A 26,162-nucleotide genomic window follows, 5' to 3' on the forward strand; every position below is an offset into this window, starting at 1 on the left:
GCTCCTTGTTAGCAAAGTCTGGAAAGATTTGCAGCAAAAGTGGAGCACTCGCCAAGCCAGTGTCACCAGCAAAGTCAGACTCTGATGTCTCAAGGATAAAACTTGCGCGGATCGGCCAGCCATTTGGCGAACTGCCCCCGCTGGTAGCGCGGCAGCTCCACGTTGGGCTGATACAGCTCCAGTGCGCTGATCTGCTTGCTACGCGTCACCTGCGGCTTCTTGTGAAGGTAGTGCCTGCGTAGGACCTGAACCCGGTCGCGAGGATCGGTGCTGTGGCCTGTGACCAGGGCAATCTCTTTCTCTGGAACATCGTTGACATCGAGCTCCGTCGCCAGCGTGTGGCGGAAGGCGTGGAAACCGATTCCTTTCTCGAACCCAAGGGTCTTCAGGTAGCGCCCGAAGTCCACGACAAACTGCTGGCTGTAACGCGCGTTGGTTTCCCCGGTGGTGCGGTTCACGCCAGCGGAGAGCAGCGGGAACAGCCGAGGATGGCCGATCGCTTTCATGTCCTCCACGAACTCCAAGAAGCCTGCCTCCAAGAGCGGCTTCGCGATGGGGATGATGCGCATGCAGCCCGCGCCTTTCATGCTTTGCCGGCTGCGCCGCCGTCGCTTCGGGTCTGCGGCCAAGTCTTGGTCCAACGTCTTCTGGAAAGCGATGCACCACACCCCGCGTTCCTCAATGATGTCGGTCAACTTCAGCTGGCAGACTTCGTTGACCCTGGCACCGGTATACAAGCCGAGCATCGGTGCCCACCAATACTGCGGCTTCTTGGCCCAAGGGATGAATGTTGCGGGGTCAAAAATGGCTTGCAGGTCTGCATCCTCGAACAAGCGGATCGCCTTGTCGGGGTTGATGGTGTGATCTTCCTTGGGCTTCCGGAAGGCCTTCATCGGAGACAAGTCGATGGCTTGTCCGTTGACCAAGTGATTGAAGAAGGCAACAAGGAATCGGCGGTGACGCTCTTCCGTGGCAGGCGAGAGCGGCGGCACGTCTTGCTCTTTCCCCAGCGCGATCGCTTCGTCGAAGGAGAGGTCCTTCAGCAGCGGATCCGACACCAGGTTCCTTGGGGCCCAGCGCAGCAGTTTCCAGAGCGCCTGGATGTGGTAATAGTCCACTCGAGCCGCGGAGATGTTGCCGCAGGTAAGAAGCAGCAGCTTCAACGTGCGCTCGGTGGACTGGATGGTTTTGGGCTCCAGTTGCCGGCGACGCATGTCCTCCAGATGATCCTCGATCTCCTTGGCCAGAGGGCGCGCCGGCGTGCCCATGGGCAACTGCGCGGGGTAGCGCGTGCTGTTTTTGATGCCGCTCCTTCGTCCGGTTTCGTCGAGCGCGGCGAGGATGCATTCTTGCAGGTTGATGGCGGCTTCCCGACCTCGGATGATGGCGCGGTCGATGCGGAACCGGCCGATGTGGATGCCTTCCAAATGCAGCAGGCCGAAGGGCGAGGCGATGTAATCGTTGAGGGTTACGGAGGGGTTGCTGGTCATGGGTCACTTCCATCGAAAGATGGAAGTAGGGATATGACAGGACGAAAATTCGTCAACGGGGGCGATACAAAAATCTGCGTTGCCAGCGCAGTCCTAAGGTGTTGGGGTGTCCCCTCTGGGGTGCTTCCCGGATTCGCCAATTCGTTACCTGGCAGAAATCCTTATATACCAAGGCCTGCGAGGAAATTTGGGTCGATTTATCGCAGTCATTTGTGTACTGTTTGCAGTAAATAAGCTAACTAAAACAAAGAAAATGCGAAATCTGAAAATTAACCAAAGATAAATGTTAGCTTATTTTTGTTAGTTTGATTTGACTTTTTCGTTGGAATAAGGGCGACAACAATTTTGGCCCCTTTTGGGATGTCCTTGCGCACTTTGGCCTCTCGGCAATCCTCTATGAGGTCGAACCACGGATCCATGTAGCCGCCAGGGACCTTGAGCAGGTAGTGATAGCTTGCGTATCTGACCCGGCTGTGGACGCACACGATGGTGCCGCTGGGAAGCTTCGAAGGAGGGTTCCAGTCAGCGATGACTTTTACGCCTTTGCTGTAAAGAGCCTTGGCGATTTCATCGATCTCAAATCCCTCTGGCTCATCATCTATCCCGGCGCGCTTCTCTCTTTCTAGAAGACGCTTTGCTCGAGAGTATGGGATGTTCAAAAGGGACGCCACGCAAGCAGCGGCGCAACCCCATTCGTCTTTCTGGCTTACAAGATCGTATTTGGGCATCTTTCTCATCCTTGGATTGCTCTGGCTAGTCCACTGTAAGGGCTTTTCTCTTTGCAGAGGGTTGGGTTTCAACGCCTTTTATCTCCACCAGCGCTGGGCCTCTTAAAGGGAATCCTAGCTCCGCTGTCCCGACCGCAAGGACAGGCCTCCTCCACGTTGTTCCGGCCCTCCGTTGTGCGCCGCAAGCGGTGCTCACTGCCGGGTGCGGTAGGGCCGGACGCTCCGCCTGCCGGTTCCCACGAGGCGCACAACGCGCTGGTGGAGAAGAACCGATGAAGCGCACCCAAGACAGGAAGGCCCAATACCAACTCCAGATGGACGAGGAGGGCATCTTGCTCGCAGCAGCCACCATCCTAGAGCAACGCCTCCAGCGGCTGGGCCGCATCAACAGCCCCGAGCAGGCCGGCAGCTACCTGGTCGCCCGCTGCGCCCACCTGCCGCACGAAGTCTTCGGTGTCGTCTTCCTCGACACCAAACACCACGTCTTGGCCACTGAGCACCTCTTCACCGGCACCATCGACGCATGCGAAGTCCACAACCGGGTCGTCGCCAAGCGCGCCCTCGACCTCAACGCCGTCGCCGTCATCCTCTTCCACAACCACCCGAGCGGGAACCCGGAACCCAGTCAAGCTGACCGCCAAGTCACCGAGCGCCTGAAGCAGGCGCTGGCGCTTCTCGACATCAGGGTCCTCGACCACCTGGTCATCGGTGGCCGGCAGCACGTCAGCCTGGCCAGCAGGGGGTGGGCATAGCCCACCCCTTCACCTATGCGGTCTGCCGAAGCTAGACTGCCAAGGCAGATGCACATCCATGGAGCAGGAATGAAAGCGTTTCACGTGCGAGGGATTGTCTGGGAGACCGATGGCAAGCGTCCTGCGTTGCCGGCCGAAGCCACAGTTGAATGCGGGAACGAAGAGGGCATCGCCGATGCGCTCAGCGATGCATACGGCTGGCTGGTGAGCGACTTCGTTGTCGTAGAGGAGACCGACGGCGACCACACCAGGAACGCAAGTTGGGATTGAAGGATTGACGAGTTGGTCGGCGTCCTTTTTCCACTTCCGCTAGAGTATCGGACCCTGTTTGAACTGGCGCTCGGCGCCAGGGCCTGCGCTTAGAGGGTCGTTGTTGATGGTGTTGAAAGGTCTGATGGTACTGTTTAACGCAATTAATTTAACTATCTCACCTGCAATAATTAGCGCAGCCTGAATGCAACGGGGGGTGTTAGCATTCTGTCCTCGGATGCGCTTCTAATTCTTAATCTTGCGAAGAAAGGAGCAGTTGGATGTCTAAAGGAAGCTTGAGTGGGCCGTTTGGCGAAGGCAAAGATTGGGCATTGAACGCGAGCATTGGAGAACATCCATTTGTTCCAGATGAATTGGCCTACATTTGGGGATACGAGGCGGCGGTCGGCGCTCTAACTGCGGCGGCTAGGCATGTTGCGCGAGGCGGGGAGCAACCATGCCCGGGGACCGACATAATGGTGGATGCCGTTATCTATCCCCAAGTATTCTGTGCGCGCCACTATGTGGAGCTCAGTCTTAAGCGGATGATTCGAAGGGTGGGGGTGATCGGCAAAGCTAAAATAACAGCGCCTGGAACGCATGAACTTACCAAGCTCTTGGAAATCCTTGTGGATCGAGCAAATCAATTTGCCCCGGATCTGGTTCCATATATACAAGAGATTCGGCCCATGATCTGCGAGCTTGCAAAAGTAGATGCGGATGGAGATGCTTTTAGGTATGCGGCGACTAAGGGCGATGTGATGCACCCTAACATGCCGAAAATAGTCAATATTGACACTTTCCAATCATGGTTCGATGAAAATAGGAGATATATAAACGATCTTCTATTTATTGTCGGGTTCGAGCTCGATGAGCTGGAAATTGGTGGTGGCACAAAATTTTACAGCCGGCAGGCGCTTGCGGAACTCGCGGACCGCCTTCCTCTTAATTCCGTGTGGAACAAGGAGATTCTGGATGTCATCCATCGAAAGGAAATGGAAGCGCTTCCGCAACTTACCAAGCGGCAGTTCGATCTGGCGTTGAGTGTCATTAAAAGTAAACCATGGTTGTCTATCAAGGTGGGCATTGAGGTTCCGCTTCCTGAGGTTAAGTCAGATCTATTTCAGCGGTTGATGGTAAAAGATGGTGGTGCCGGCATTGTCAGCCTCGAGGAGTGGGGGGCTCTTTATTGGATATATAAAATTGGCGCTGGCTTGGATCCTGAGGAGTATTCCAGCGGAATGGCGGTTGCAAAAGTAACGGCTGCCAAGTTTGAGGAGTGGTGCGAGGCAGAGCGCATTCGTCGATCGTCAATGTCCATTGCTGAGATGGAGGCGGATGAGGCCAAGCGATTCGATGATGTCGAAAGAAATTTTGATTGCTCTGGGATGGGATGTTACTGGTCGGAGGGGATGATCAGAAGTAATCTCAAGATAAGGGCATACATCATCTGTCAAGGGCTTGATCGTCTTGGACAGCCAACCCTTTTGTGCGAATTCCAGCGTGCGTGCGATTACGTCGGTATTGGTTACGCGGTCCCGTCTGCAGGGCGTAATAGAGAGTCATTTCTGAAGGCGTCTCAATGCGCGCCGAGTAAGTAGTAAGCGCGACAAGACGAGCATAGTTAGGAGATCGCCTCCTTGCGACACGGGCCGGGCAGTGCACCCATCGGTTTCTATGGGCCGGGAAGGTGGTGCCCGGCTTTTGATCATGCTTGGATGGCAGGACTCTAGGAACCCTCACCGCTGAAGCCATGGACATCAATTCTCTCCAGGTCATTCTTGCCCGCTGTGTCGAGTCGCGTCAGCAGAACGAGCGCTTCAGGTCCCTGCTGCCCGAAGCAGTCCCGACCTCGTTGCGAGTGAATTTTGCCAGATGCGCCATCGATTTAGCACTTGAGCATCACTCCGCGCTTATTCGTGTGGTCGAGGCGGGCGAATACGGCTCCGCTGGTGCCTTGCTGCGTCCTATCTTGGAAGCCTCCACGATTGGCTTTTGGTTCGTCTACGTGGCGTCATGCGAGGAGATTCAGGGTCTCCAACTGGATGGGTCTGACAACCCCATTGATGATGTCCCGATGCTGGCAGCCATTGCCGCTCAGTTGGCCACCACGTTTCCGCTCATCCAAGGCTTGGTAGATGGGTTCAAGAAGGGGGGCGCTGCGAAGTGGCTCCACAATTATGCGCATGGTGGGACACCTCAGCTCAATCGCAGAATCGGGCCAGGTTGGACAGAAGGCGACGTGATGCTGATGCTGATCCGCGCTGATCTCTTCAGTGTGTTGGCCGGTTGCCTGGAGACTGTTCTCGCCCCAAATCCTCCCCTATCGAGCTATGGGTTTGCCCGGCGGGATCAGTTGGGAGGCGAGTTCCATAGAGAGTTCGGAGCGCCTGAGGTGCCGCAGCAGCCTCCAGAACTGTCGGTTGCTCCTTTGTTGTCAACCGATTGCGAGGAGCGGTCGAGTGAAAGCTAATCCAACCAAGCCTGATGCTCACTTGGAGAAGTTGGTCGCCCAAGTCCGGGCGGTGACGGAGGCGTGGGGAAATAAGCATGACTTCCTTCACGACTCGGGGCACAAAGATCCGCTGAAGCACTACGACTCTGAGCCGGGTGAAGGTGAGCCCTTGCTGACTTTTTGGTCTGAAGGCGACGCGCGCAGGGTGCTCTACGAGGGATATGAAGAGGCCGACGAACTTTTAGAAGAGCTTGAGAAGCTAGGTGTCTTCCTGGAGTGGGACGACTCAGTCACGGCCAACTACTACCTGATCGATCAAGAGACTGAGCTCCAGCGACAGTTTGATGCCTTGGCCCAGTGGAAGTGGACTTGCCGCTTGATTGAAGCCGACACTGCGGACGTATCCGGTGACATCTACTCTTACTTCGCACAAAACCCTGAGGACTTTCATCGACTCCCACATCGAGCATTCGAAGAGCTCATCAGCAGCATTTTTGCTGCGCGAGGCTGGAAAACGCGCGTGGGTCCTGGGAGCGGAGACAAGGGCGTGGACGTTCGGATCTGGCAAGAATCACCATTGGATGACAACCTCACGCTGATCCAGGCCAAGCGGTATGCCAAGCACCAACCCATTGGGCTTGAAGCAGTGGCAGCACTTGAAGCACATTCCAAGCGTGAGCAGGCCAACGGCTTGTTCATCACCACGTCCCGGTATCTGCCGGGCGTTCATGACTGGGCAGGCCGTGAAAGCGTGCTCCAGCTAGCAGACACGTCTGATCTTCGGGAGTGGTGCCGCGAAGCATCGCATCTTGCAATGAAGGAGCGCGCCCATGCGTTGGCATTGGAATCCCTCTTGCCGCTACTTCACCGGATACGGGAAGGGGTGGCATACGACCGCCTTGTGGCGTGTAGTGAAACCACGTCGTTTTGCGTCGTGCTCAAAGAAAATGCTACCGGGGCATTGCTGGCGCACATCCCCTCAGTGCTGGTTGCGGGCGATCTGCACCGGGGTGCCAAGATGCCTGTGCTTGACGGGCAGGTGGTCGAGGAAATGCCAGGGGGTGCAGTTTTTCGGGCGATTCGAAAGGTGACTGATAGTAGGGTTCACTACTGGGGAAAGCGCCGCTACTACACCCCGTGGGATGGTCAGCCGCTTTGGTATGACACTTGGGATTGAAGTCGGGTAGTTTGCCCGTAACCTCCCTCTGCGGATTCCGCTAAAGTGTCGGACCCTGTTTGAACTGGCGCTCGCCACCCGAGCGTGCGCTTAGAGGAAGTCGTTGTTGATGGCGTTGAAGGGTCTGTTGGTTCTGTTTTTGGTTTTTGCTTCGGTTCCTGGCGTGGCAGCAGAGTTGGTCGGCCGCGCGACCGTCACGGACGGGGACACCCTGACCGTGGCGAAGCAGCGCATCCGCCTGTGGGGCATCGATGCCCCGGAAAGCGCCCAGCAATGTTCGACCAAAGACGGGCGCTCCTGGCCATGTGGTCGGCGGTCCGCCGCAGCGTTGGACGGCTATGTGCTGGACAAGACCGTTCGGTGCCAGCCCAAGGACACGGACCGCTACGGCCGAGTGGTGGCCGAGTGCTTCGTCCAAGGGCAGTCGGTCAACCGCTGGATGGTGAGCTCCGGTTGGGCGGTCGCGTATCGCCAATACGCGACGGCATTCATTGCAGACGAGGCCGACGCGCGCCAGCACCAGCGCAACCTCTGGCAAGGGCCGTTTCAGATGCCCGTGGACTACCGCCGCAGCAAGCGCGATCAGACGGCAAGCCAAACGCCAGCGGCCGCGCGACCGGTGTCCAGCGGATGCCGCATGAAGGGCAACATCTCCCGCCAAGGCAAGAAGATCTACCACGTGCCCGGCCAGCGGGACTACGAGCGGACCAGCATCGACCTGAGCTACGGCGAGCGCATGTTCTGTCGTCCTGAGGAGGCAGCTCGGGCAGGGTGGCAGCCGGCAAAGCGCTGAGCTCTTCGGGCGCATTAGGAGCTGCGGCACCAAGGCGAAGGCCGCGCCCATTTGTCTGCCCAAGCAGCCGCTGATGGCGCTAGACTCCGGTCACAGTAATTCGACGGACGTGAGCCTATGGATGGGACGCAACGCATGGAAACGATGACCACCGGTGAGCCCATGAAGGGGGAGTTCTTCGAACTGTTGCCGGACGCCCGGCGTGGGGGCAAAGGCCACGGTGTGGTCTTTGAAAACGAGAACGTTCTGCGAACGCCGCCGCGCCTCATCGTGAAGCCAAAGGAAGGCGGGTTCCCGCCATTGCGCGAAACCCCACGCTTGGTTTACCACCCCAATGAGGGCGTGCTGCCTCAGGACCTGGAGGGAGGCTTCAGCGGCTATTGGTTGGTTTCCGAACGGTTGCGCCGTGTGATGGAATCAGTGGATGCGGACGCCTTCGTCTTCGCTGAGGCTGACTATCGCTTGGCCGATGGTTCCGAAGGTCCGACTGTCTTCCTCTGCGATGTGGTTCGCACCTTGGATGCTTTGGACGAAGAAGCGTCTGAGCTCAACATCGAGATCAGTGACGATTTCGAAGCGGGTAAATACTATGACCTCACCGGCAACATCCGGCTGGCCTTCAGACGGGATGTTCTGGGTTCGGCACATGTTTTCAGGTTGTCTTTCCATGGCGGTGTCTTCTGCGATAGAACGTTCAAGGAGGCTGTTCAGGCAGCGCGCATTGTCACGCGTAGCAAGTCCAATGGGCTTTGGTTATATGACACGGTGAACTGCTGCGTCGAGAACAAAGGCAGCAAGAAGGAGTCGATCCATGTCTAGCCGCGGAACTCTTTTCCAAGACCACAACCACGTCAAATCCAGACGAGAAGCACACACAGTAATGGTAGAGCTAGACTCTGTCGCAGTGATCCGAAGGCAATGACCCTATGGATGGAATGCAACGCGTGGACACAACGATGACCAATCAGCCCAAGCCGGGTGCCTTCTACATGGTCGTATCGGACATGGAGAGCAACAGGCAGCCCTGCGGGGTGAGGTTCGACAACCTCCGCCAGCTGCGGTCGCCACCCCGAGTGATCCTGCGTCCGGAAGGGGGCGGCTTTCCTTCAATGCTCGAACAACCGCAGATGACCTATGACCCCAGCGCAGGCCCCGAGCCTCGTGATCTGGAGCCAGGGTTCGGCGGTTATTGGTTGGTGTCCGAGCGACTCCATGACGTCATGTGCTCGGTTGATCCCCGCGCATTTGCGTTCATCGAGGTGGATTACCGCTTGGCCGATGGCATCAAGGGCCCGCCGCACTTCCTGTGCGACGTGGTTCGAGAGCTGGACGCCTTGGACGAAGAGTCATCGCGGCTGAAGATCGAGGTCGATGACGAGTTTGTGCGCGGGAAGTTCTATTACTTCGGTGGGGGAGCCAGCCTTGCTTTCCGGCGTGAGGTTCTGGGGGATTCACGCGTATTCCGGTTGCCGTTCAACCCGTCGGTGTTCTGCGATCGGGAGTTCAAGGGTGCGGTTCACGATGCTGGGATACCTGACGACGCAGAAGTCAGTGGGATCTCTTTTATTGACGCGTCGGACCTCTGATCCCACCAGGCGATAAGGAAGGATCCTAGAACATGCCAGACAAGCCCCTCTTCCAACCGCACCACGCCATCGAACAGCAAGCATTTACGCGCGATCCTCTGTTACAGGTGCTTGTGGATACCGGTCGGTTCAATAAGGACGCGGCCACCAATCTGATCAACTTGCCCAACGACAAGGCGCTTGCTCACGCCATCGGGGTTACGCCGCATACGGGCCGTCCAATCAAAGATTATGGCCTCGGTTTGAACTATGTCCTTGAGCGCTTGGCTACCACGAAAGATGGTCAGGCGGCATTGATGGAAGATCCGGACGCCTTAGATCGAGTGGCCCTCAAGGTCCAGCGATTGAGCGACACCGCGCAGGTGGCTCTCATCAATGGCGACCTGCGCACGAACATTGCGCTGGGACAGACGATGGACCAAACGCGGTCTGTCACCCAGGCATTCTTTGTGGACCCGAACGGCTACGCCGCCCAGAACGCGACGCAGTTGGACGCACACGCCCAGGCCAGTGCCAATGCACGCCAATGGGGCGGGGTGACACACAGCGAAGGCCGTATCGTTTCCACGTTGCAGCACTTCCACAGCTCTGGACAGCCGCTGCTAGGGGGCGGCAACCTCGATATTCAGCGCCATGGGCTGTCCCAGGCCATCTCCAGTGCTTACCACGACGGCCGGTTGACCATTTCGCCAAGCGGTGTGGCAGTGGTCGAGAACACCCTGGGCGAGGAGGCCGCACAGAACCTTCGCGTGCCCCGCGGCCAGCGTGGTGAAGTCGCCATGCAGCTGTTGATGGGCGAAGCCTCCGCGCGCGGCCTGACCCGTGCCGGCGGTCTCCTGGCCACGGGCGCGGATGCGGTGATGACCGCCCGCGCCGCATCGGCGTTGATGGAGCAGGGCAACACCACGGCTGCGCAGTCGGAGGTTCAGCACGCCATTGCGCGCAACGCGGGCGGCTGGGCCGGCGGTGCGTCCACCGCGGCCGCGCTGGGCAGCAGCAGCGGCTTTGTGCCCGCGGCTTTGGTGGTGGGCGACGCTGTCTTGATGAGCAAGGCCTTCGACAAGGCCGTGGACCTCAAAGAAAACCGCGACATCTTCCACCAGACCGACAAGGCCGGGGTGGACTGGCAGTTCAACGGCCGCAACTGGGACCGCCAGGGCCAGCTGCAAGAGGGGCAGGGCAAGGCGGTTGAGCAGGACGTGGTGGCCAGCTACGCCAAGTCCCAGGAGCTGGGGGCGATGGCCAATGCCAAGGCGGCCGAGTTTGCGCTGGGCAAAGCGCCCCCGCCGCAGGATCCGTTCAACCTCCCAGCCAAGGCCGACGACCGGACGGGCCTCGACAACCAGAACTGGCATCGCAATCCGGCCACCGAGTCCTGGGAGCGCCAGGTCAAGACCGGCGTGACGGGGGCTGATGATCGCGGCGTCTACGAGCCACAAATCGCAAACGCGGACCAGACGCAGCGCCTGAATCAGGAGGCTCTGGCTCGGATCGAGGGCAACATCGCCACCGGCCGCGAGGCCATCGCCCAGGCCTACCTGGAGAGCCATGCCGCCCAGCGCGGGCAGGACTACGGCGTGGGGGTGCCCGCCGCGGTGGAGAACGCCCGGGCCAAGCCCGACCAGGTGCAGGGACACGACGGCCAGCTCTACCAGCGCACTGCTGAGGGGCATTGGGCGGGCAAGGACGGGGTAGCTAGCGGCAATCTGGCGGTCGAGTTGGAGCTCACCAACCAGATACGCCAGCCCTCGCTGGAGCGCGCCCAGGAGAACTTGGCGGCCATTGAGGCTCGCCCCGCGCCCACGGCGGCGCAGATGGAGCACAACGAGCTCCTGCATCGCTACCGGGCTGTCGGCATCGACCTCAACGCACAAGAGAACAACTTAGAGGCAGTGAAGCTTGCCACCCAGCGCACGCAAGAAGCCGAAGGCCTCACCGGCCGGATGGTGCAACGGCTGAAGCCGAACGAGCAGGGCCAATACGGCTACGACAGCCCGATCGTGCACTACCAGGTCGGCCAAGACGGGGTGGCCCACCAGGTCGCGGTGACTACCTCCGACGAGTTGCGCCAGGCCAAGGCCGAGCTGGGCCAGCCCGCCATGGCGCACGTGCCAACGCTGGCGACGGTCTCCGTGTCGGCACCAGGCCGCAGCAAAGAGCAGGACGCCGAACCGGCGCAGGAGAAGGCGGCGCAGGGGCCGATGCTGGCCGACAACCCCGCGCACCCGGACCACCCCACCTACCAGACGATCCATTCCTGGGTCAGCGGAACGGGGAACTGGAACGAGGAGGAGAGCCGGAACGTCACCGCAGCGCTCTACAAGCAGCAGACCGAAGACCCGCTGGTGAAGCGGGTGGACCGGGTGACCGGTGCGCTAGGCAAGGACGGAGCCGAGAACGTGCTGGCGGTCTACGCACCGTTTGGCGACAAGCTGCCGATCTTCCACGCTCGGGTGGATGGGCGGGAGGCGGCTCAGCAGCCGGCGGAGCAGAACCTGGTGCAGGCTGAGGTCATCAAGCAGGATCAGGTGCGTCAGCAGCAGCTAGAGATGAGTCAGCAACAAAATACACAAGTTCAAATAGGACTTGGCAGGTCTTTTTGAAAAACCAGTCATATAGATAAATGGGGGCGGCAGCGTCATGTGGATTTGCGAAGGCTCAAGAATCGACTGGACCGCTGTTGCCGCCATAATCGCACTGATCATATGGATGGTCGATGGTTGGCGTCGTCGCAAGGAAAGGGCTGCTACTCGTCGCCTTCTCGCGCAGATCATGACCACGCCGGTTGGCGTTGCTCAAATCGAAATCGCTCAGTTCAGAACGCTGGTTGTTCCATCGGCTGAAGATCAGTCGATACTTTTAGGGCTTATAAATAGCCAGGAGGCGCGTAGAGATTTTGCAAAAAAGGCTTTTCAAGTTAAATTTGAGCTTCCCGCGCAGTTCCTCGATAAAGCCGATGTGTTCGGGCAGTTCACATCAAATCGACTGGCTTGGGCTTTTTCTCAAACCACTCGTTTGCATACCATGTGGAGGCTATTCGCAGAAACGTCCGATCAGGTTGGCGATGATGAAATGCATGAAAAGCTAAAGCACGCTCTTGTTCAAATAAAAGAGACTGAACAAGCAATTGGTGAGGCTTTCAATGCTGTTCTTAGAGACGGTCGAGCATCTCGTTGGATTTGATTTTCTGCGCTAGGATGCCAATGCTAGGGAATATGGCATATGCCAATCTCGTTTTCTTTCGACGGCGATGACATTGTCTGGACGCAGCGCTTTGAGTCGCCGACCGTTTACCTCGATACATGCGGCGTGCGCGAGATTGCAAAGAACGACGAGCTCTCCACAAGGTTCGCGGAAGGCCTCAAGGCGCACGGTGGCACCTGGTTGCTCTCGTCCTTATCAATGAGCGAATTCGCGCACTTCGCCGATCCCCGTCACGTTGAGCGGGCGGAACGGCTGCTTGCTCAGGTGGTGCCCCACGTCTACTTCTTTTGGAGCGATCCGGCTGATGCGCAAGATAGTCGGGGAGAGACTGACCCCGCCAAGCGAGCGACGCCACCGGCTGATCGTCGGAACATGGATTACTTCTCGCGCCGGTGGGCGCAGGCGCAGTCGTTTACTGGCGCCTTCAGTGGAGTCTTCCAGTTGGTCCACGAAAGACGAATGGAAATGGCTGAGACCTTGGACGATATCGCTGATAAGTTGGTGGTGACCATGACTCAAAGTCGGCAGCTTCTTGCATACCGGAGCCGAGCAAAGGCAGCGCATCCCAGAGATGGCCGCAGCCGCAAGCAGATTATTTCCGGGGAACTGCTGCGAGTTGTAGTGCTCGACCCCAAGGCAAATTTCACGCGCAACGACGCTATCGACCTAATGCATACAGTGGATGCGGTGGACTATTGCGACCTGGTGCTGCTGGACACTGTTTGGGCAAAAAGGGTTCAGGCGCTTCGCGACCGCATTGCCCAGTCGGGCGTCACCATGCCCTTGGCCCAAGCGTTTGCCATGGGCAAGGGCGGTGTCACAAGTTTCCTGGAGGCGCTCGAACACTGGCGCTCTCCACAACCGAAGGCTTAAATATGCAGGCATTGTTTACGAAGAAGAAGGGGCGCCTGTCCCCATAAGGAAAGGTCATCGCGGCCGTTCACGTGTTGCTAGACAGTGCCAGGGAGGACTAGGCGAAGGCGTCTGCGCGAGGAAGTGGCGCTCCAATGGTCCTACATGATGTGCATTCAATGCCTGCCCGGGCAGGAGGCGTTGGCCGCCATCGACGTGTTGCCTGATGAGCGAGAAGAGAATGGACGCGAGTTTTCGTGACGCTCTTACGTCCCTTAAAAGCCTGCAGTAACGCTTGGTCGTGCTCGCTCGGGTAGAGCTTGATGAGGTCGCGCATCATCTTATCCGCCTCTTTTTAATCGACGTGGATGCCGATCCTTGAACCAATCGTTCCATAGGAACTTCACAATAGAGACCTTGATGTCGGTTCCGAATGGTGGTGTATCGCTATCTTCTGATTGCGACTGGGACGGCTAGAGCAAAATTGGTCGGCTCCGCGCCCCCTTATGGTATTGCATATCCAAAGGCAAGAATATTTTGTAGACAAATTTCATGGGAGTAGGGGGTAGGGAAAATCTGACCTATGACTTTCGAGTGAGCTATGGAGATTTGATTCGTCGCACGGCATGATGGATCAAGGGGAAGGACTTTGCGCTATCGACGTGAGGTGGTCCATACCCCATCTTCCCAGCGTAGAGGATATCCATGAGCTACACCGCCGAGATCAGCAGAACAAGCCCGACCGCCTTTCTCTTCCTCGTCGATCAGTCCGGCTCGATGCAGGACACGATGGGCAATGGGAAGTCTAAGGCGCAGTTCGTAGCAGACGTGCTCAATCGCACCCTAGCCACGCTGATCACGCGATGCACCAAGTCCGAAGGCACCCGTGACTATTTTGAGGTCGGCGTGCTGGGTTACATGGGCAGCTCCGCGGAGAATGGGTTGACAGGCGGCCTTGCCTCAGCCGTGCTCCATCCCATCTCCCAGATCGAAGCCAACCCGCTTCGGGTGGAAAATCGCACCAAGCGGGTTGACGATGGTGCTGGCGGTTTGGTCGACCAATCCATCAAGTTCCCTGTATGGTTTGAAGCCAAGGCATCGGGCGGCACTCCCATGTGCACGGCCATCACGGCCGCGGCGGAGCAACTAGTGGCTTGGTGCGATGCGCACCCTGACAGCTATCCTCCGACCGTCTTGCATGTCACCGACGGCGAGTCGACAGATGGCGATCCGGAAGCGCTGGCAAAACAGCTTCAGCAGATCAGCACGAACGACGGCAACGTGCTGCTGTTCAATCTTCACGTCAGCACCAGCGGCAGCGATCCGGTCAAGTTCCCGACCTCTGATGCGGGTTTGGGTGACGCCTATGCCAAGCTGCTGTTTCGTATGTCTAGTGCCTTACCGCCACACTTGCAGAAGGTCGCGGAGGAGAAGGGCATCAAGGCCACGATGGAGTCCAGGGGGTTTGTGTTCAACGGTGAGATTACCGAGATCGTGGACTTCTTCGACATTGGAACCCGGGCTGCGCAGCTGCGCTGATTATGGCGCTGACCTTCCTCTTTCAGGGGACTGTGCCCAAGCACGTTGAATCGCCTGACGACAACGAGGATGCCTATCTCACGGACCCAGAGCGGGGCCGTGTGGTGGTGTCTGATGGAGCATCCGAGTCGTTCGACGCTCGGAACTGGGCTCGGTTGCTCGTAGACCGGATGATGGAAGAAGAGCTGTCACCGGAGGCTGTAGCCAGTTGCTTGGAGGGCTACGAAGCCTTGCATGACGTTAGCTGCCTTTCTTGGTCCAAAGCAGCTGCCTACGAGCGCGGCAGCTTTGCGACGCTCCTTGTCGCCCAGGACCATCCCGAACGGAACATGGTTCAAATCACCGCGGCGGGCGACAGCTTGGCGGTGTGGGTTGATGGGGGGCAATTGCTGGCTTCTGCTCCGTATACACATTCCGAGCAATTCCAAGAGAAGCCCTTGCTTTTGGCGACTCGCCTCTCCTTGAACCCTGCGGGCGACGAGCAAGCCAGCACTTGGCAATGGGGTTACGAAGAGCAAGGTTACCGGTTGCTGCTGTGCATGACCGATGCATTGGGTGCTTGGCTCTTGGCCCATCAAGAAAAAGACGACCAATCTGCACTGGAAGTGCTTTGTGGGATCCGAGAGGTTGAGGAGCTTGTGAAACTGGTGGATCGGGAGCGCGGCGCCGGACGCCTTCGACGCGATGACTCTACATTGGTCATCGTTTCCGTTACCCGGTCTTAGGGTGTTTGAAGATGGCTTACCCATCCTTGGAGCAATACAACGAGGCCCTTCAGTCGCCGCAGTTTGTCCTGCAAGACCCAGAGCTGAAGCAAGGGAAGCTGAAAACCACAGGCCTGGGACTACCGTTGGCACTTTGCGGCGGGTTTGCGCTGACCTACACAGTCACAGTGGGCACCAGGAAGTTCGCGCTGCGCTGCTTTCACAAGGAATCGCGCGAACTGGAACGTCGTTACCAGGCGATTTCGGCTCGTCTGAAGCAGCTCAATAGCCCTTACTTCTTGCCGTTTGAGTTCAACCCCAACGGCATTCGCATCCAGGGCAATGCGTATCCCATCGTCAAGATGGCTTGGGCCAGCGGGCGCACGCTGGCCGAGTTCCTCGAAGCCGAGCATCGCAACATCGCAGCGCTCCGGAAGTTACGTAGCGCCTTAGCGGCTTTGGCCGCATTTCTTGAGAACAACAACCTTGCTCACGGCGACATCCAGCCGGAGAACGTCATGGTCAGTGCGGATGGGGCGACCATCCAGCTGATTGACTACGATGGTATGTTCGTTGAGTCCCTCAACGGGGCTAAAGCAACCGAGCTGGGACAGCTAAACTTCCAGCATCCCCAGCGCTCAGCGGACAACTTCAGCTCCACGCTGGATCGATTTTCGTTCCTCACACTAGACGTCGCACTTCAAGCGTTGATGGCTTCGCCGAAGATCTGGGCTACGTCCCGATCCGAGCCCAGCGCTGTAGTGTTTCGCCGCAACGATTTTATCAACCTCGGCGCTTCCGCTGTGTTCCAAGAAGCGGTGGCCATTGCTGGACTCAAGTCACACGTTGAGAACCTGGGAAAGGTCGCAGCGGGAAGTTTTGCAGGCATTCCGTCACTGGCCGATTTCCAACAAGGCAAGGGAATCCCGATCGGACCAATCACCATCCGTCCCAACAATGCGGCGGTGGTTTATCAGGGGCCCTACGTGGTTTGCGATGCCACCAACTATGCTCAGGTGCTGGGCATGGTGGGCAATCGCGTCGAGTTAGTGGGAAAGATCCATTCGGTTAAAAATGGATGGACCAATACCAAGAACAGGAGGCCATACGTCTTCGTTAATTTCTCGGATTGGAGAGGGGAATCGGTTAGATTGACAATTTGGGTGGACGGCATTGATGCAATTAAACCGCATGTTCCTGACGCATCGTGGGTAGGGCGCTGGGTGTCCGTGGCGGGCTTGGTGAATCCTCCCTATAGCAAGAGTGGTTACCCCAGCCTATCCATCACTATCACGGCACCTGGCCAGCTTCAGCAGTTACCCGAGAAGGACGCCAAGTTCCGTCTTGCGGTTGCTGGAAAACCAGTTGCTGGGGGCATGTCAGCCAGCAGCAGCCGCAATAGCGACATCCTCATCGATATGGTGGGTAAAGGTGCTTCTGGAACAAAGCTGCCACCGCCTCAGCCGCCTTCCCTACCTCCCGTTCAAACACGCAACCAGCAACTTCTTACCGGGATGCAGCGTCAAACACCGCAGGTCTCTGCGCCTCCGCGGCACACGCCTACACGTTCCTTGCCTCCACGTCCCTCGCCGCCGCCAGCACGCCCGGCATCTTCTTCCAAAAGTGGATGCCTCTCCCTGTTGATCCTGGGAGGCCTGTTGCTCCTGTGGCGACTTGTTGCGGGGTAGGTCGCTTACAGAGAACCTTGTGCGGTGGTAGAGCGTGCTTCAGACCCCGGAGGATGGACACTCATGGCATTCGATTGGTCCCAGCTTCCCCTCGCCAATACCCCTTGGCGCATCCAGGTCGTGGCCGACATCCTCCCGATCCTGATTCGCCGAGCGAAGGAAGGCCGGCCTATCTTCTACGGCGAGTTGGCCGAGCAACTGGAGTCGGAGTTCGGGCACGAACCAAAGGCTCGCAAAACCGTCTATGGCCCTCCTGTGGGGGCGGTCGGTCAGGCCATTGAGCAGCTTGGCCAACGGCCGGAGTGGCAGGGCGAGCGGATCCCGCCGATCAACACTATCGTCGTCAGCAAGAGCACGGGCTATCCGAGCGGGGGCGCTGACGAGATTGCCTACTACTTCTTCGAGGACAACGGCGCCGGCATGGCCGCAGACCGGCTCGCTTACCTCGATGCCGCCATGAATGCGGTCTACCACTACGGCAAATGGGATCAGATCGCTGAGGCCCTGGGTGTGGCCTGGTTGGAGCCTGAGGCAGGCGAAGTCCAGGCGGACCAGGGCGAGGTGCTGCCGCTACCACGAGTCCAGGCAGGCGGCGGCGCAGAGAGTGCCGAGCACCAGGCGCTGAAGCACTGGGTGCGAGAGCATCCCGAGGAACTGCTTGACTTTGGCACCTTCGAGCCTGGAAAAAATGAAGTTGTGTTGAGCAGCGGCGACCGGCTAGACGTGTTGTTCGACAATAATCGCCGGCGTTTGGCCGTGGAAGTGAAGACCAGCAAGTGCTCGGAGGATGAGCTCATGCGTGGCGTTTACCAGTGCGTGAAATACCGGGCCATCCTGCGCGCCGAGCAGTTGGCGACATGCCAGATCCCCAACGGTGAGGCGGTGCTTGTGTGCCCAAGGGCACCTGGCAAGAAGACCAAGGCGCTCATCAAACGCTTGAATGTGAACTTCCACAGGGTGCCTGTGGATGCTGAAAAGCAAATTTTGAGGCAACGATGACGAACGTAGACACGCTGGAGAACCGCATCCGACAGATCGATGGGTTCATTCGGGCTCTGACCAGTGAGGCGCATTTCCTGGACGAGAGAGCATACTTGCTCAAGCCTTTGGTTCTCGATGAAGAGGTGAAGGCGGCGATGAAGACCAAGCTTGATAAGACCCCAGGTGCAGGTCTCTGGAACCACTTGACGCCTTTGCTTGGCCAAGATCTCATCCGCGAGTTGGCTCGATTGTTCCTTGATAAGGGGGACAAGACCGGCAGCCTCACCAACATTTGGCGCAAGCTGCAGGTGCCCGGTATGCGGGAGCACTACCGCACGAGCTATGGCGGCATGTTTGACTCCCTTCAGGATAGCCCCGCGGAATACATCGGCGAGGAGACCAGGGAGAAGTGGCGCCAGCGAGATCGTGACGAAAACATGGCCCAGTTCGATGAGAGATGGAGCGCGGTCAACCAAGCCATGAAGGAACTGGAAAGCGATCCGGTGACTATCAGCGTCAGAACTTTTCGAGACAAACACCATGCGCACTGGGAGATGCAGAAGCTGGGTGAAGAGCCCAAGCCATTCGACATCAGCACACTGCAACTGACATACCAAGGAATTTTTGACTTTGGCGACCGATGCCTGAAGATACTGGCGGAATTGGGGGTGTTATTGACCCACACCCACTGGGAGCCTGATGAGTTCGCGGACATCAGCGCTGAGCGAGGGCGGACGCTTTGGATGACACTCGCAAGGTGATCCCCTGCAAGTCTTGCTTGTGCCGTCATAGAAATTACTGACTTTCTCGGGGCAGATTACGCAATGACGAACTTCATCTTTGCCCGACGCGATTTGCAAAGCCGAATCGATCGTCTTAAGCGGGTCTTGTCTGAAGACCAGATTGTGGAGATTGTAAACCGGCTGAACACACCCGGCTGGAACCGGCTGCCTGCGATGTGGGAGGTCGTCGTTTTGGATGCATTCTCCCAAGAGGCTAAGCTTAGGCATGAGGTCCCGCTTCCAAGTGGCAGGAGACCTGATCTTGAGCTGACATACTTTTCTCCGAATGGAGAGGTCTTGCTTGTCGTTGGAGATGTCTTAGCTGTCTCTGACAAGGGTCTGGATGAGCAAAATCCAGTGGATGTTCTATTTGAGACGGTCCCAGAAATAGCACGAAAGTATGGCGTCGATCCAGTAAAACTCGGCTATAAGGTCGAGGGGGAACATACTGGCCACTATGGGGATGGCAGGATACAACTAGGTCTTCCAAAGCGCGGTGAGTTGATCAAGCTTCTCCGCACCGAAGTTGCCGGTTGGCTTCAGGGCGTGCGCCAAGCGCCAGAAGAGCGGCACGTTTACAAGCCAGTAGACGAGAGCTTGAGGTTTTCGATTGCATATGATCCGAGTGCATCTTCCGTAACAGGCAGCTATCTAAGCTACGACGTTGCGGCTTCTCGGGAGAAGAATCCGCTTTATAAGGCGCTGAAGGCTAAAAAGGATCAGCTCATTGGCGCGCCAGAGCAGGCGCTTAAAATTTTGGTCGCTTGCGATGGTGACTCGGCCCTTTTGCACAATATTTCTTCCTCGTCACGGACGCCCGGAACCTATAGTGCACTTCAAATCGTCGATCACTTCCTTTCGAAGCACTCTGGCATAGACGCTGTCGCCTTGATAAGTATAGAGGAGCGTAGAACGGCCCTGGATCCAAAGACGTATCGGAAGCTAAGGTTCAATGTCAGTGTGAAGGGTAGGGAGCTGCCCGGCGATAAATTTTCAAAGAACTATGCTCTTTTGGATGAGTTGATGCGCGGGGCTATGAAGCACTTTCCTGCGCCGCAGAAGGCGCCTTATAACGCAATTCGGAGATGCCTAGAGCCTGGTGTTGGTCACAGTCAAATGGGGGCGTATCAATTGACAGTAGAGGGTGGTAATGTGAGTAAAGTCAGTATTTCTTCGCGTGGTTTAATGGGTCTTATTTCTGGTGCCGTGACGCAAAAGGAATTCATCATCGCGCATGAACGTCCAGGATCACCAAACATAGCAAGCTATTTCTCCGATGCTTTGGCTCAAGGGAGGATGATTGTCGGAATAGAGATAGAAGAAATGGATGGCTTGGACGACGACTACTTCACGATTAATTTTGGCGATGCTGATGCGGCTATCTCACCATTCCGTGTTTGATATCGAAATAAATTTTAGCGAAGTCTGCTATGGATATTGGTCAAGCTGTTAGTTGGGGCAGGCACGAACTGAATTTTGGGGTGCTCGATCGATGGCATTGGACAACCGTGAATGGGCATTGGTGATCTGGCTTGCCATTGCGCTGGTTTGGGTGCTTAGATATGCCAATAGCAGGCGCGCATTAAAGGCGTTGCTTGGTATTTTATTCAGGCGGAGCATTGTTTTTATTTTGGCGCTCCTGTTTGCTTATGTCGCTTTTCTCGTTGTGGCGCTTTGGCATCTAGGGTGGTGGGGGATTGGTAACCTCAAAACCACGCTTATTTGGACTTTAGGTTCGGCGTGTGTGGCGGTGTTCAACGTCAATAAAGTTGAGGTCGAAGCGAATTTCTTTCGTCGCGCGCTTGGAGAGGTAATGGGCGTTGCGGTGGTGGTGGACTTCCTAACCGCCGTCGATACTTTCGCTCTTTGGGTGGAAATGCTGATCTTTGGCAGCACGTTTTTTCTGGCTTCGATGAATGTGGTGAGCGCCAAAGATCCTTCTCTAAGGGTCGTGCATCGCGGGACAGCAGTCCTTCTGACCGCGCTTGGCCTCCTCATGCTTGGGAAGTCGATTTTTCATATCACAACTGATTTCAACGACTTCGCAAGTGTGAAGACGGTTCGCGATTTCTTCTTGCCAATAATTCTGGGCTTGTTGCTGTTGCCCTTCTTGTTTATGCTCAATGCTTACATGGTGGCTGAAAGTGCATTGGGCGTGTTCAAGCGTCAAAGTAAAGATTCCAAGCTTGCCCTCCATGCTGGCGTGAAGCTTCTTAGGCATATGGGGCTTGATATGCCCGGATGGAGGCAGTGGCAGCGTCATGTGGGCAGGTTTCCGCCAGCGAGCCTTGTCGAAGTGGACGAATCGGTCTTAGAAATCAAGAAGGCTCGACGACGCCAGCGAAATCCATATCGCGTCCAACCCGTGATCGGCTGGCTGCCCGACGCAGCCATAGGTTTCCTTGCCCAACAAGGCTTACAAACTCGGCCCTACTATCGGGACTATGAGGATCAATGGCGCGCTGCATCAGCGATGGTCGAGCTAGGCTCGGGCATCATGCCGAACAATGTGGCTTACTACTTGACGGGTGATGAGTTCACGGTGAAAGAGCTGAGGTTAAAACTCAATGTCAATCAGCCTGAGGACCAAGAGAGTGCGACCGAGGCTTTTGTTGCGCTATGCAACAATCTTCTAAGAAGAGCTCTTCCTTTCGCCAACGCCCATGACGATTCCTTTGAGATTGAAGTCGGGCGGGCCACCACTTACCGTGGTCACTTGGTGAGCTTGAAGCTCTCTGAATGGTCAGGTGGGATTAAAGGAGGCTTTGATTTAATCTTTGTGATAGCGATACCTGAGAGCGATTAGGATGTTTAGTAGAGTTAATGGTGACTTGCTCTTTTAGGGCGCGACTCACCTGAAGTGGCATCTGCTGGAGATGATCAAGCCGTCGCCAACCTCAATCCCGAGATGTGCAAGCCTCGCTAAACTAAAAAATGGCACTACAAGTAAGAACTGTTCGAATTTCTGGACGATAAGCAGCATATCTTTTACGAGCAATGGCGGCGTGGTCGACAGTGCCATCGCGAGTGAAGTGACCGGAGATTTAATGCCAGTGTGCCGACGGCCGGCGGTAACCGCCCGCCTGTTTGCCAGGCTCCAAGGTCGCGGATCTTCGGGCTAAGGGTGTTTTGGACTCGCTCTTGCCACAAGTCCCGCGGGAAATCTCGGTTTGCCAAAATTAGGGATGGAGCCGACAGTGACGGGCTAATACTTAGGGAAGACTTGTGGTTAACTCTGCCGTTAGGACAGCAATCGTCCAAAACCACCTTGGGCTCAATTTTGTGTTTTCCACCCATTTCGCTTTGATACATTGGTATCCTTAGGCGCGCTAGACTCCAGCACCGCTCTCAAAGTCTCACTGTAACCTGAGGGGAAAGTATGGCAATCAATATGATTACTTACAATGAGGATGGGCACCGTTACACGACTTTTGTTGTGGCGCGCCTTGCTGGTTGGGATGTTTCAGAGGCCCTGGAGCTAAGTTGGGGCTCTCAACTGCCTGATGTTTACGACGACCTCAAAGCGGTGGATCGAGCTCTTGATTGGTTTGAAGGTGAAGAGCCGAAGAGGATCATGCGAGTCCTTCACTCTCTACACGGAGGGGACGTCCAGAAGAGGCGTACAGGACTCAAGACTTACATCAGTGAAATGCTCGCAAGTAAGCAGGCCGAATGGAAGGTTGGGGTGGTTATCCATGCGTTTGGTGATAGCTACGCACACACGCGCGAAGAAAATGGGAAGGAAGTAGCTTACGGGGCTCCATTCGGTCATCTTCTTGACGGGCATCGTCCAGACCACGTTCCGTTGTTTCCTGAGAAGTTCAAATTATATGTATCTGATCTTTACGGTGTCCTTTTGGTGAGTAATTCCGCAGGAGGGCAGGGTGTATCAGAAGTGGCAAAGATTGCCGGGCTGAAGAGCTTCCCAAAAGATGTAAAAGCCTTGGCTGATAAGCTCGGCTATGACAATGAGTTAAGCAAGGGTGTTCAAGGGAAACTGAATGCAAAGGCCACAACTCGCGAGGTGTTGGATTTACTTGTCCATCTTGAGAAGAGACTAACTTCGTAAACTGACTGGCGTGCCCGTGTTCGTGGGGATTGGGAGCAAAAATGCCGGTGAGCTGGTTGGCTAAAAAAAGTCAAAGACTTCTAGTGCAGATTGACCATGTGCCAATAGGAATTGGTTGAGCTCAAGGCCTGGGGTGGGCGGAAAGGCAAGCGAACATCCAGTGTGTAGTGGAGCCGGCTTGGATGAGGCTCACCAAGAGGCGATTGAAGTTATTGCCGTTCTGCCACCTCTGCCACCTCTGCCACCTCTGCCACTCATCCAACTCCCGTGCTTATAGACATTGATGGGGTGATCCACGGCGTTGTAGCGAGCCAAGTGAGCCTTGGTCAGTTTCGGGTCGAACGAGGCTCGTGGAGCCCAATAAGGTCATACAGGAGCATGCGCAATCCTTGGCGGCAGTGTGGACCACCATCTTCCCGCTGCTAGCCGCCTCTGAACCAGTGCCCGGAATGCGTCGGGAGTGAGGGGCGGCCCAGACCTTTTGTGGCGTCCTTGGTTACAGCGGGTATGCGCGGCCACCACGTTGTCGGCCACGTCCTTGCCACCGTCTTGGCGAGCCTGGAGATGCTCGGCCGTGCATTGGTAGGCGCGGGACGAGCGGGGGCGCAAGCCTAGTTCGTCAGGCGAGGAGAGCCACATGGGGAGGCCGCAATAGAAACAGCGGCCGGCTTGGGCGTGGAAGGCGTAGACACGAAGGGTTTTGAGGCGTCTGTTGCTCATGGGAGGCTCCGGAATCGAAGGATTCCCGTGCCTCCTAAGGAGAACCTCGGGCACCCGGAGCCGTTCGGCATGCGGGCACAACACCGACGCTCAGCGACCGGTAAACATGTTTTAGCTCAACTCTAAGACCGCCGCAACTCGAAGGCAGCGAGCAAGTGCGAACAATGAAGAGTCAGGTCAGTGCCTGATTTGGCTGTCTTCTGCATCTGCCGTTGTCAGCCGTAAGGTCCCGTGCGAGCGTGCTTGGTTGCGGACATCATGGTCATTGCGGCTTTCTACATAGCTCAACAGCGCGCCGACCAACTCAGCATCCTCCAGCGTTTCGGCACCGGCCAAGAACACAAGTTCTGCGACCCGCGTGCGTCGCTTAGCCTCTTCGCGGCGTTGCGTTTCCTTCGCCTTTATCGCTTGGCGCTGGCTCGCTAAAAGCTCGCGCGCTTGAAGTTGCGCCAGTCGTTCGGTGGCTCGGTGGATTCGGTCGTGGTAGTGGTTTGTCGCGCTCATCTGATTTCTCCTCTGTGCCCTTACGAGTCAACCAAACAAATGGCTCGCGTCAAGTTCTTGCCGGCTTGAAATTTGGACTCCCTCGAAATCGAAAAGATCTGAAAAACAAGGCTTAAAAGAAAGAAGTAAGAGCGCACCTAGGCGTTCCTACGGAACGCGTGCGCAAAGGGCTTCGCCCCTTGAACCCCAAGCGCCGGAGGCGCTTGCGCAAATCCAAAGCCGAGGCATAAACCAAGCAACCCCACTGCTTCGGAGCCGCCGCCTCATGGCCATCTACCACGCCAACGTAAAAACCTTCAGCCGCGCCAAAGGACATTCGTCCATTGCTGCGGCTGCCTACCGCGCTGGCCTGCTTCTCGAGGACGAGAAGACAGGGCAGCGCCACGACTACCGCCGTCGGGACGGCGTGGTCGAAACGCGCTGCATCGCCCCCGAGGACGCCCCGGACTGGGCCGTCGTCCCCGCTCAGCTCTGGCCGGCGGCCGAGGCGGCCGAGCGCCGAAAAGACGCCACCATCGCGCGTGAGTTCGAGTTTGCGTTGCCCCACGAACTCGACGAGGCGCAGCGATCGGCGCTGGCCATGGAGGTCACCCGCGCCCTCGTCGCCCGCTATGGCTTCGCGGCCCAGGCCAGCATCCACAGCCCGGGTTCAAAGGACGGGCTGAACTGGCACGTCCACGTCCTGACCACGACGCGGCGCATCGGGCCGGACGGTTTTGTAGACAAAACGCGTGAGCTCGACGGCGGACCCTCAGGCAGGACCGAGGTGCAATGGGTGCGCGAACTGATCGCCACGACCATCAATGCCTACCTCGAGGCGGCTGGCTTAGGAATCCAGGTGGACCACCGCAGCCTTGAGGCCCAGGCCGGCGAGGCCCTGGCGCGCGGCGACCTAGTCGCCGCTGCCGTGCTCGCGCGCGAGCCGACCAAGCATCTGGGCAAGAACGCGACGGCCATCGCTCGCCGGGGCCAGGCCTCTGATCGCGCGGAGGCAAACCGCCGGATCGAGGAGGGCAACGAGGAGACCTTTCAAAAACTCATCGCCGTGTTCGAAAACGATGGGTGCGCGGCAGAAGTGCCCGATGGCCACAGCCACGAACAGGCCCAACGGGAGTTCCGCCGGCCTCCGGCCGTGCTGTCCCTGCCGCTGGGTCGCGGGGCAGGGCGCATTGAGATGTCTCGCAGCATGGGAGCCATCGCCCAACGGCTGGGGCTGCTGGAGGAGGGCGCTCCTGGGGCGCCACGCCCGGAGCCGCTGTCCATCCCGGCGCTCGTCGCGGAGCTGAGCCAGGAGTGGGGAGCATTGCGCCACGAGAGCGTGGCGCGGGCACTCCATGCCACCCGCCAGCTCTTGGCTTGGGTGACTGAGCGTGCTGCGGCGTTCGCCGAGCACACCCGGTTCCGCACGGACGTGTTGGAGCTGGCCCGGCGGTTGCGCCGCTTCAAGGCCAGCCTGACGAGGTTCGGAAGGCGCCTGCAGGCCGAGCAACGCGCCTCCAAGCTCCGCCATCTCGCGGAGCGGTCTTGGGAGGAGTTCACCGTCAACCATCCCCAGCCCGGCACATCTTGGACAGAGCAGAGCTGGAAGCAACGGCGGGCATGGCGCTTGAGCACCTTGGAGAAGCGGACGGCCGAGCTGGCGGAGGCTCGGGCTCGGGTCACCCCCGAGCAAAAAGCGTTTTGCGAGCAGGAGGCCGAAGAGTGTTGCCGCCATCTGGAGACCTGGAGCCAGGGGATGCTGGGGCGCTATCCCCTCGAGTTCGACCGACCGCTGGTCTTCGGCACCCAGGACGCTCAATCCGATGCGCTCTACGACCCGCCAGCCTTGGACCGTGCACCGAGCGGCCCCCGTCCACCGCGCCCACGCCTCCACTGAAACAACGGTGCCC

General features: G+C 57.6%; 24 protein-coding genes. 20 read left to right on the top strand and 4 right to left on the bottom strand.

What is annotated here, in order from left to right; translation table 11 throughout:
• Nucleotides 1-89: 89 nt before the first annotated feature.
• Nucleotides 90-1,490 (bottom strand): site-specific integrase, encoded by a 1,401-nt coding sequence (locus HEP75_RS10750; RefSeq protein WP_185826413.1) that lies wholly within the window; start codon nt 1,488-1,490, stop codon nt 90-92.
• 269 nt (nt 1,491-1,759) lie between these two features.
• Entirely contained in the window at nt 1,760-2,218 is a 459-nt protein-coding gene (locus HEP75_RS10755; protein WP_235444031.1) for a hypothetical protein, read from the bottom strand.
• A gap of 272 nt (nt 2,219-2,490) precedes the next feature.
• Here HEP75_RS10755 and radC point away from each other — a divergent pair, with 272 nt between their 5' ends.
• From radC to HEP75_RS10850, 19 genes are all read left to right on the top strand, one after another.
• Nucleotides 2,491-2,970, top strand: a complete 480-nt coding sequence (gene radC, locus HEP75_RS10760) for a DNA repair protein RadC (protein ID WP_185826414.1) — start codon at nt 2,491-2,493, stop codon at nt 2,968-2,970.
• 69 nt (nt 2,971-3,039) lie between these two features.
• Complete coding sequence (locus tag HEP75_RS10765) at nt 3,040-3,240, top strand: hypothetical protein (RefSeq protein ID WP_185826415.1); 201 nt, start codon at nt 3,040-3,042, stop codon at nt 3,238-3,240.
• A gap of 260 nt (nt 3,241-3,500) precedes the next feature.
• Entirely contained in the window at nt 3,501-4,820 is a 1,320-nt protein-coding gene (locus HEP75_RS10770; protein ID WP_185826416.1) for a hypothetical protein, read from the top strand.
• 152 nt (nt 4,821-4,972) lie between these two features.
• On the top strand, nt 4,973-5,692 hold the full coding sequence (locus HEP75_RS10775) for a hypothetical protein (protein ID WP_185826417.1): 720 nt from the start codon (nt 4,973-4,975) through the stop codon (nt 5,690-5,692).
• Nucleotides 5,682-6,851 (top strand): restriction endonuclease, encoded by a 1,170-nt coding sequence (locus tag HEP75_RS10780; RefSeq protein ID WP_185826418.1) that lies wholly within the window; start codon nt 5,682-5,684, stop codon nt 6,849-6,851. The genes HEP75_RS10775 and HEP75_RS10780 overlap by 11 nt, the downstream gene beginning before the upstream one ends.
• A gap of 109 nt (nt 6,852-6,960) precedes the next feature.
• Nucleotides 6,961-7,644, top strand: a complete 684-nt coding sequence (locus tag HEP75_RS10785; RefSeq protein WP_185826419.1) for a thermonuclease family protein — start codon at nt 6,961-6,963, stop codon at nt 7,642-7,644.
• 117 nt (nt 7,645-7,761) lie between these two features.
• Entirely contained in the window at nt 7,762-8,463 is a 702-nt protein-coding gene (locus HEP75_RS10790) for a DUF1629 domain-containing protein (protein WP_185826420.1), read from the top strand.
• A gap of 137 nt (nt 8,464-8,600) precedes the next feature.
• Nucleotides 8,601-9,230, top strand: coding sequence for a DUF1629 domain-containing protein (locus HEP75_RS10795; protein ID WP_255424058.1), 630 nt, complete (start codon nt 8,601-8,603; stop codon nt 9,228-9,230).
• 32 nt (nt 9,231-9,262) lie between these two features.
• On the top strand, nt 9,263-11,833 hold the full coding sequence (locus HEP75_RS10800) for an XVIPCD domain-containing protein (RefSeq protein ID WP_185826422.1): 2,571 nt from the start codon (nt 9,263-9,265) through the stop codon (nt 11,831-11,833).
• A gap of 37 nt (nt 11,834-11,870) precedes the next feature.
• On the top strand, nt 11,871-12,413 hold the full coding sequence (locus HEP75_RS10805) for a hypothetical protein (protein ID WP_185826423.1): 543 nt from the start codon (nt 11,871-11,873) through the stop codon (nt 12,411-12,413).
• Between the two features lie 39 nt (nt 12,414-12,452).
• Nucleotides 12,453-13,307, top strand: coding sequence for a hypothetical protein (locus tag HEP75_RS10810; protein ID WP_185826424.1), 855 nt, complete (start codon nt 12,453-12,455; stop codon nt 13,305-13,307).
• A gap of 684 nt (nt 13,308-13,991) precedes the next feature.
• Nucleotides 13,992-14,825, top strand: a complete 834-nt coding sequence (locus tag HEP75_RS10815) for a vWA domain-containing protein (RefSeq protein WP_185826425.1) — start codon at nt 13,992-13,994, stop codon at nt 14,823-14,825.
• A 2-nt stretch (nt 14,826-14,827) separates the two neighbouring features.
• Nucleotides 14,828-15,550 (top strand): hypothetical protein, encoded by a 723-nt coding sequence (locus HEP75_RS10820; RefSeq protein ID WP_185826426.1) that lies wholly within the window; start codon nt 14,828-14,830, stop codon nt 15,548-15,550.
• A gap of 11 nt (nt 15,551-15,561) precedes the next feature.
• Nucleotides 15,562-17,217, top strand: a complete 1,656-nt coding sequence (locus tag HEP75_RS10825) for a protein kinase family protein (protein WP_185826427.1) — start codon at nt 15,562-15,564, stop codon at nt 17,215-17,217.
• Nucleotides 17,218-17,280: 63 nt separating this feature from the next.
• Nucleotides 17,281-18,216 (top strand): hypothetical protein, encoded by a 936-nt coding sequence (locus HEP75_RS10830; RefSeq protein WP_185826428.1) that lies wholly within the window; start codon nt 17,281-17,283, stop codon nt 18,214-18,216.
• Nucleotides 18,213-18,959, top strand: a complete 747-nt coding sequence (locus HEP75_RS10835) for a hypothetical protein (protein ID WP_255424059.1) — start codon at nt 18,213-18,215, stop codon at nt 18,957-18,959. The genes HEP75_RS10830 and HEP75_RS10835 overlap by 4 nt, the downstream gene beginning before the upstream one ends.
• A 63-nt stretch (nt 18,960-19,022) precedes the next feature.
• Nucleotides 19,023-20,381, top strand: coding sequence for a hypothetical protein (locus HEP75_RS10840; RefSeq protein ID WP_185826429.1), 1,359 nt, complete (start codon nt 19,023-19,025; stop codon nt 20,379-20,381).
• Nucleotides 20,382-20,472: 91 nt separating this feature from the next.
• Entirely contained in the window at nt 20,473-21,786 is a 1,314-nt protein-coding gene (locus tag HEP75_RS10845) for a hypothetical protein (protein WP_185826430.1), read from the top strand.
• Between the two features lie 573 nt (nt 21,787-22,359).
• Nucleotides 22,360-23,049 carry a hypothetical protein gene (locus HEP75_RS10850; RefSeq protein ID WP_185826431.1) on the top strand — a complete coding sequence of 230 codons (690 nt, stop codon included), beginning with the start codon at nt 22,360-22,362 and terminating at the stop codon, nt 23,047-23,049.
• A gap of 366 nt (nt 23,050-23,415) precedes the next feature.
• On the opposite strand, the gene HEP75_RS10855 is transcribed toward HEP75_RS10850, so the two are convergent.
• Nucleotides 23,416-23,769: an HNH endonuclease gene (locus tag HEP75_RS10855; RefSeq protein ID WP_185826432.1), complete on the bottom strand. Its 354-nt coding sequence runs from the start codon at nt 23,767-23,769 to the stop codon at nt 23,416-23,418.
• 177 nt (nt 23,770-23,946) lie between these two features.
• Entirely contained in the window at nt 23,947-24,273 is a 327-nt protein-coding gene (traD, locus tag HEP75_RS10860; protein ID WP_185826433.1) for a conjugal transfer protein TraD, read from the bottom strand.
• A gap of 265 nt (nt 24,274-24,538) precedes the next feature.
• Between traD and HEP75_RS10865 the strand changes: the two genes are divergently transcribed.
• Nucleotides 24,539-26,149, top strand: a complete 1,611-nt coding sequence (locus HEP75_RS10865) for a MobA/MobL family protein (RefSeq protein WP_185826434.1) — start codon at nt 24,539-24,541, stop codon at nt 26,147-26,149.
• Nucleotides 26,150-26,162: the final 13 nt, after the last annotated feature.

It is taken from the genome of Xanthomonas sp. SI (assembly GCF_014236855.1).
Taxonomy (GTDB): Bacteria; Pseudomonadota; Gammaproteobacteria; order Xanthomonadales; family Xanthomonadaceae; genus Xanthomonas_A.

What these genes read in the sequence shown, in the direction of transcription:
- HEP75_RS10850 (WP_185826431.1), top strand. Translation starts at nt 22,360, where the DNA reads ATGGCAATCAATATGATTACTTACAATGAGGATGGGCACCGTTACACG.
- radC (WP_185826414.1), top strand. Translation starts at nt 2,491, where the DNA reads ATGAAGCGCACCCAAGACAGGAAGGCCCAATACCAACTCCAGATGGAC.
- HEP75_RS10820 (WP_185826426.1), top strand. Translation starts at nt 14,828, where the DNA reads ATGGCGCTGACCTTCCTCTTTCAGGGGACTGTGCCCAAGCACGTTGAA.
- HEP75_RS10830 (WP_185826428.1), top strand. Translation starts at nt 17,281, where the DNA reads ATGGCATTCGATTGGTCCCAGCTTCCCCTCGCCAATACCCCTTGGCGC.
- HEP75_RS10845 (WP_185826430.1), top strand. Translation starts at nt 20,473, where the DNA reads ATGGCATTGGACAACCGTGAATGGGCATTGGTGATCTGGCTTGCCATT.
- HEP75_RS10750 (WP_185826413.1), bottom strand. Translation starts at nt 1,490, where the DNA reads ATGACCAGCAACCCCTCCGTAACCCTCAACGATTACATCGCCTCGCCC.
- HEP75_RS10775 (WP_185826417.1), top strand. Translation starts at nt 4,973, where the DNA reads ATGGACATCAATTCTCTCCAGGTCATTCTTGCCCGCTGTGTCGAGTCG.
- HEP75_RS10765 (WP_185826415.1), top strand. Translation starts at nt 3,040, where the DNA reads ATGAAAGCGTTTCACGTGCGAGGGATTGTCTGGGAGACCGATGGCAAG.
- HEP75_RS10835 (WP_255424059.1), top strand. Translation starts at nt 18,213, where the DNA reads ATGACGAACGTAGACACGCTGGAGAACCGCATCCGACAGATCGATGGG.
- HEP75_RS10855 (WP_185826432.1), bottom strand. Translation starts at nt 23,769, where the DNA reads ATGAGCAACAGACGCCTCAAAACCCTTCGTGTCTACGCCTTCCACGCC.
- HEP75_RS10785 (WP_185826419.1), top strand. Translation starts at nt 6,961, where the DNA reads ATGGCGTTGAAGGGTCTGTTGGTTCTGTTTTTGGTTTTTGCTTCGGTT.
- HEP75_RS10790 (WP_185826420.1), top strand. Translation starts at nt 7,762, where the DNA reads ATGGATGGGACGCAACGCATGGAAACGATGACCACCGGTGAGCCCATG.
- HEP75_RS10770 (WP_185826416.1), top strand. Translation starts at nt 3,501, where the DNA reads ATGTCTAAAGGAAGCTTGAGTGGGCCGTTTGGCGAAGGCAAAGATTGG.
- HEP75_RS10865 (WP_185826434.1), top strand. Translation starts at nt 24,539, where the DNA reads ATGGCCATCTACCACGCCAACGTAAAAACCTTCAGCCGCGCCAAAGGA.
- HEP75_RS10810 (WP_185826424.1), top strand. Translation starts at nt 12,453, where the DNA reads ATGCCAATCTCGTTTTCTTTCGACGGCGATGACATTGTCTGGACGCAG.
- HEP75_RS10795 (WP_255424058.1), top strand. Translation starts at nt 8,601, where the DNA reads ATGACCAATCAGCCCAAGCCGGGTGCCTTCTACATGGTCGTATCGGAC.
- HEP75_RS10825 (WP_185826427.1), top strand. Translation starts at nt 15,562, where the DNA reads ATGGCTTACCCATCCTTGGAGCAATACAACGAGGCCCTTCAGTCGCCG.
- HEP75_RS10805 (WP_185826423.1), top strand. Translation starts at nt 11,871, where the DNA reads ATGTGGATTTGCGAAGGCTCAAGAATCGACTGGACCGCTGTTGCCGCC.
- HEP75_RS10840 (WP_185826429.1), top strand. Translation starts at nt 19,023, where the DNA reads ATGACGAACTTCATCTTTGCCCGACGCGATTTGCAAAGCCGAATCGAT.
- HEP75_RS10755 (WP_235444031.1), bottom strand. Translation starts at nt 2,218, where the DNA reads ATGCCCAAATACGATCTTGTAAGCCAGAAAGACGAATGGGGTTGCGCC.
- traD (WP_185826433.1), bottom strand. Translation starts at nt 24,273, where the DNA reads ATGAGCGCGACAAACCACTACCACGACCGAATCCACCGAGCCACCGAA.
- HEP75_RS10800 (WP_185826422.1), top strand. Translation starts at nt 9,263, where the DNA reads ATGCCAGACAAGCCCCTCTTCCAACCGCACCACGCCATCGAACAGCAA.
- HEP75_RS10815 (WP_185826425.1), top strand. Translation starts at nt 13,992, where the DNA reads ATGAGCTACACCGCCGAGATCAGCAGAACAAGCCCGACCGCCTTTCTC.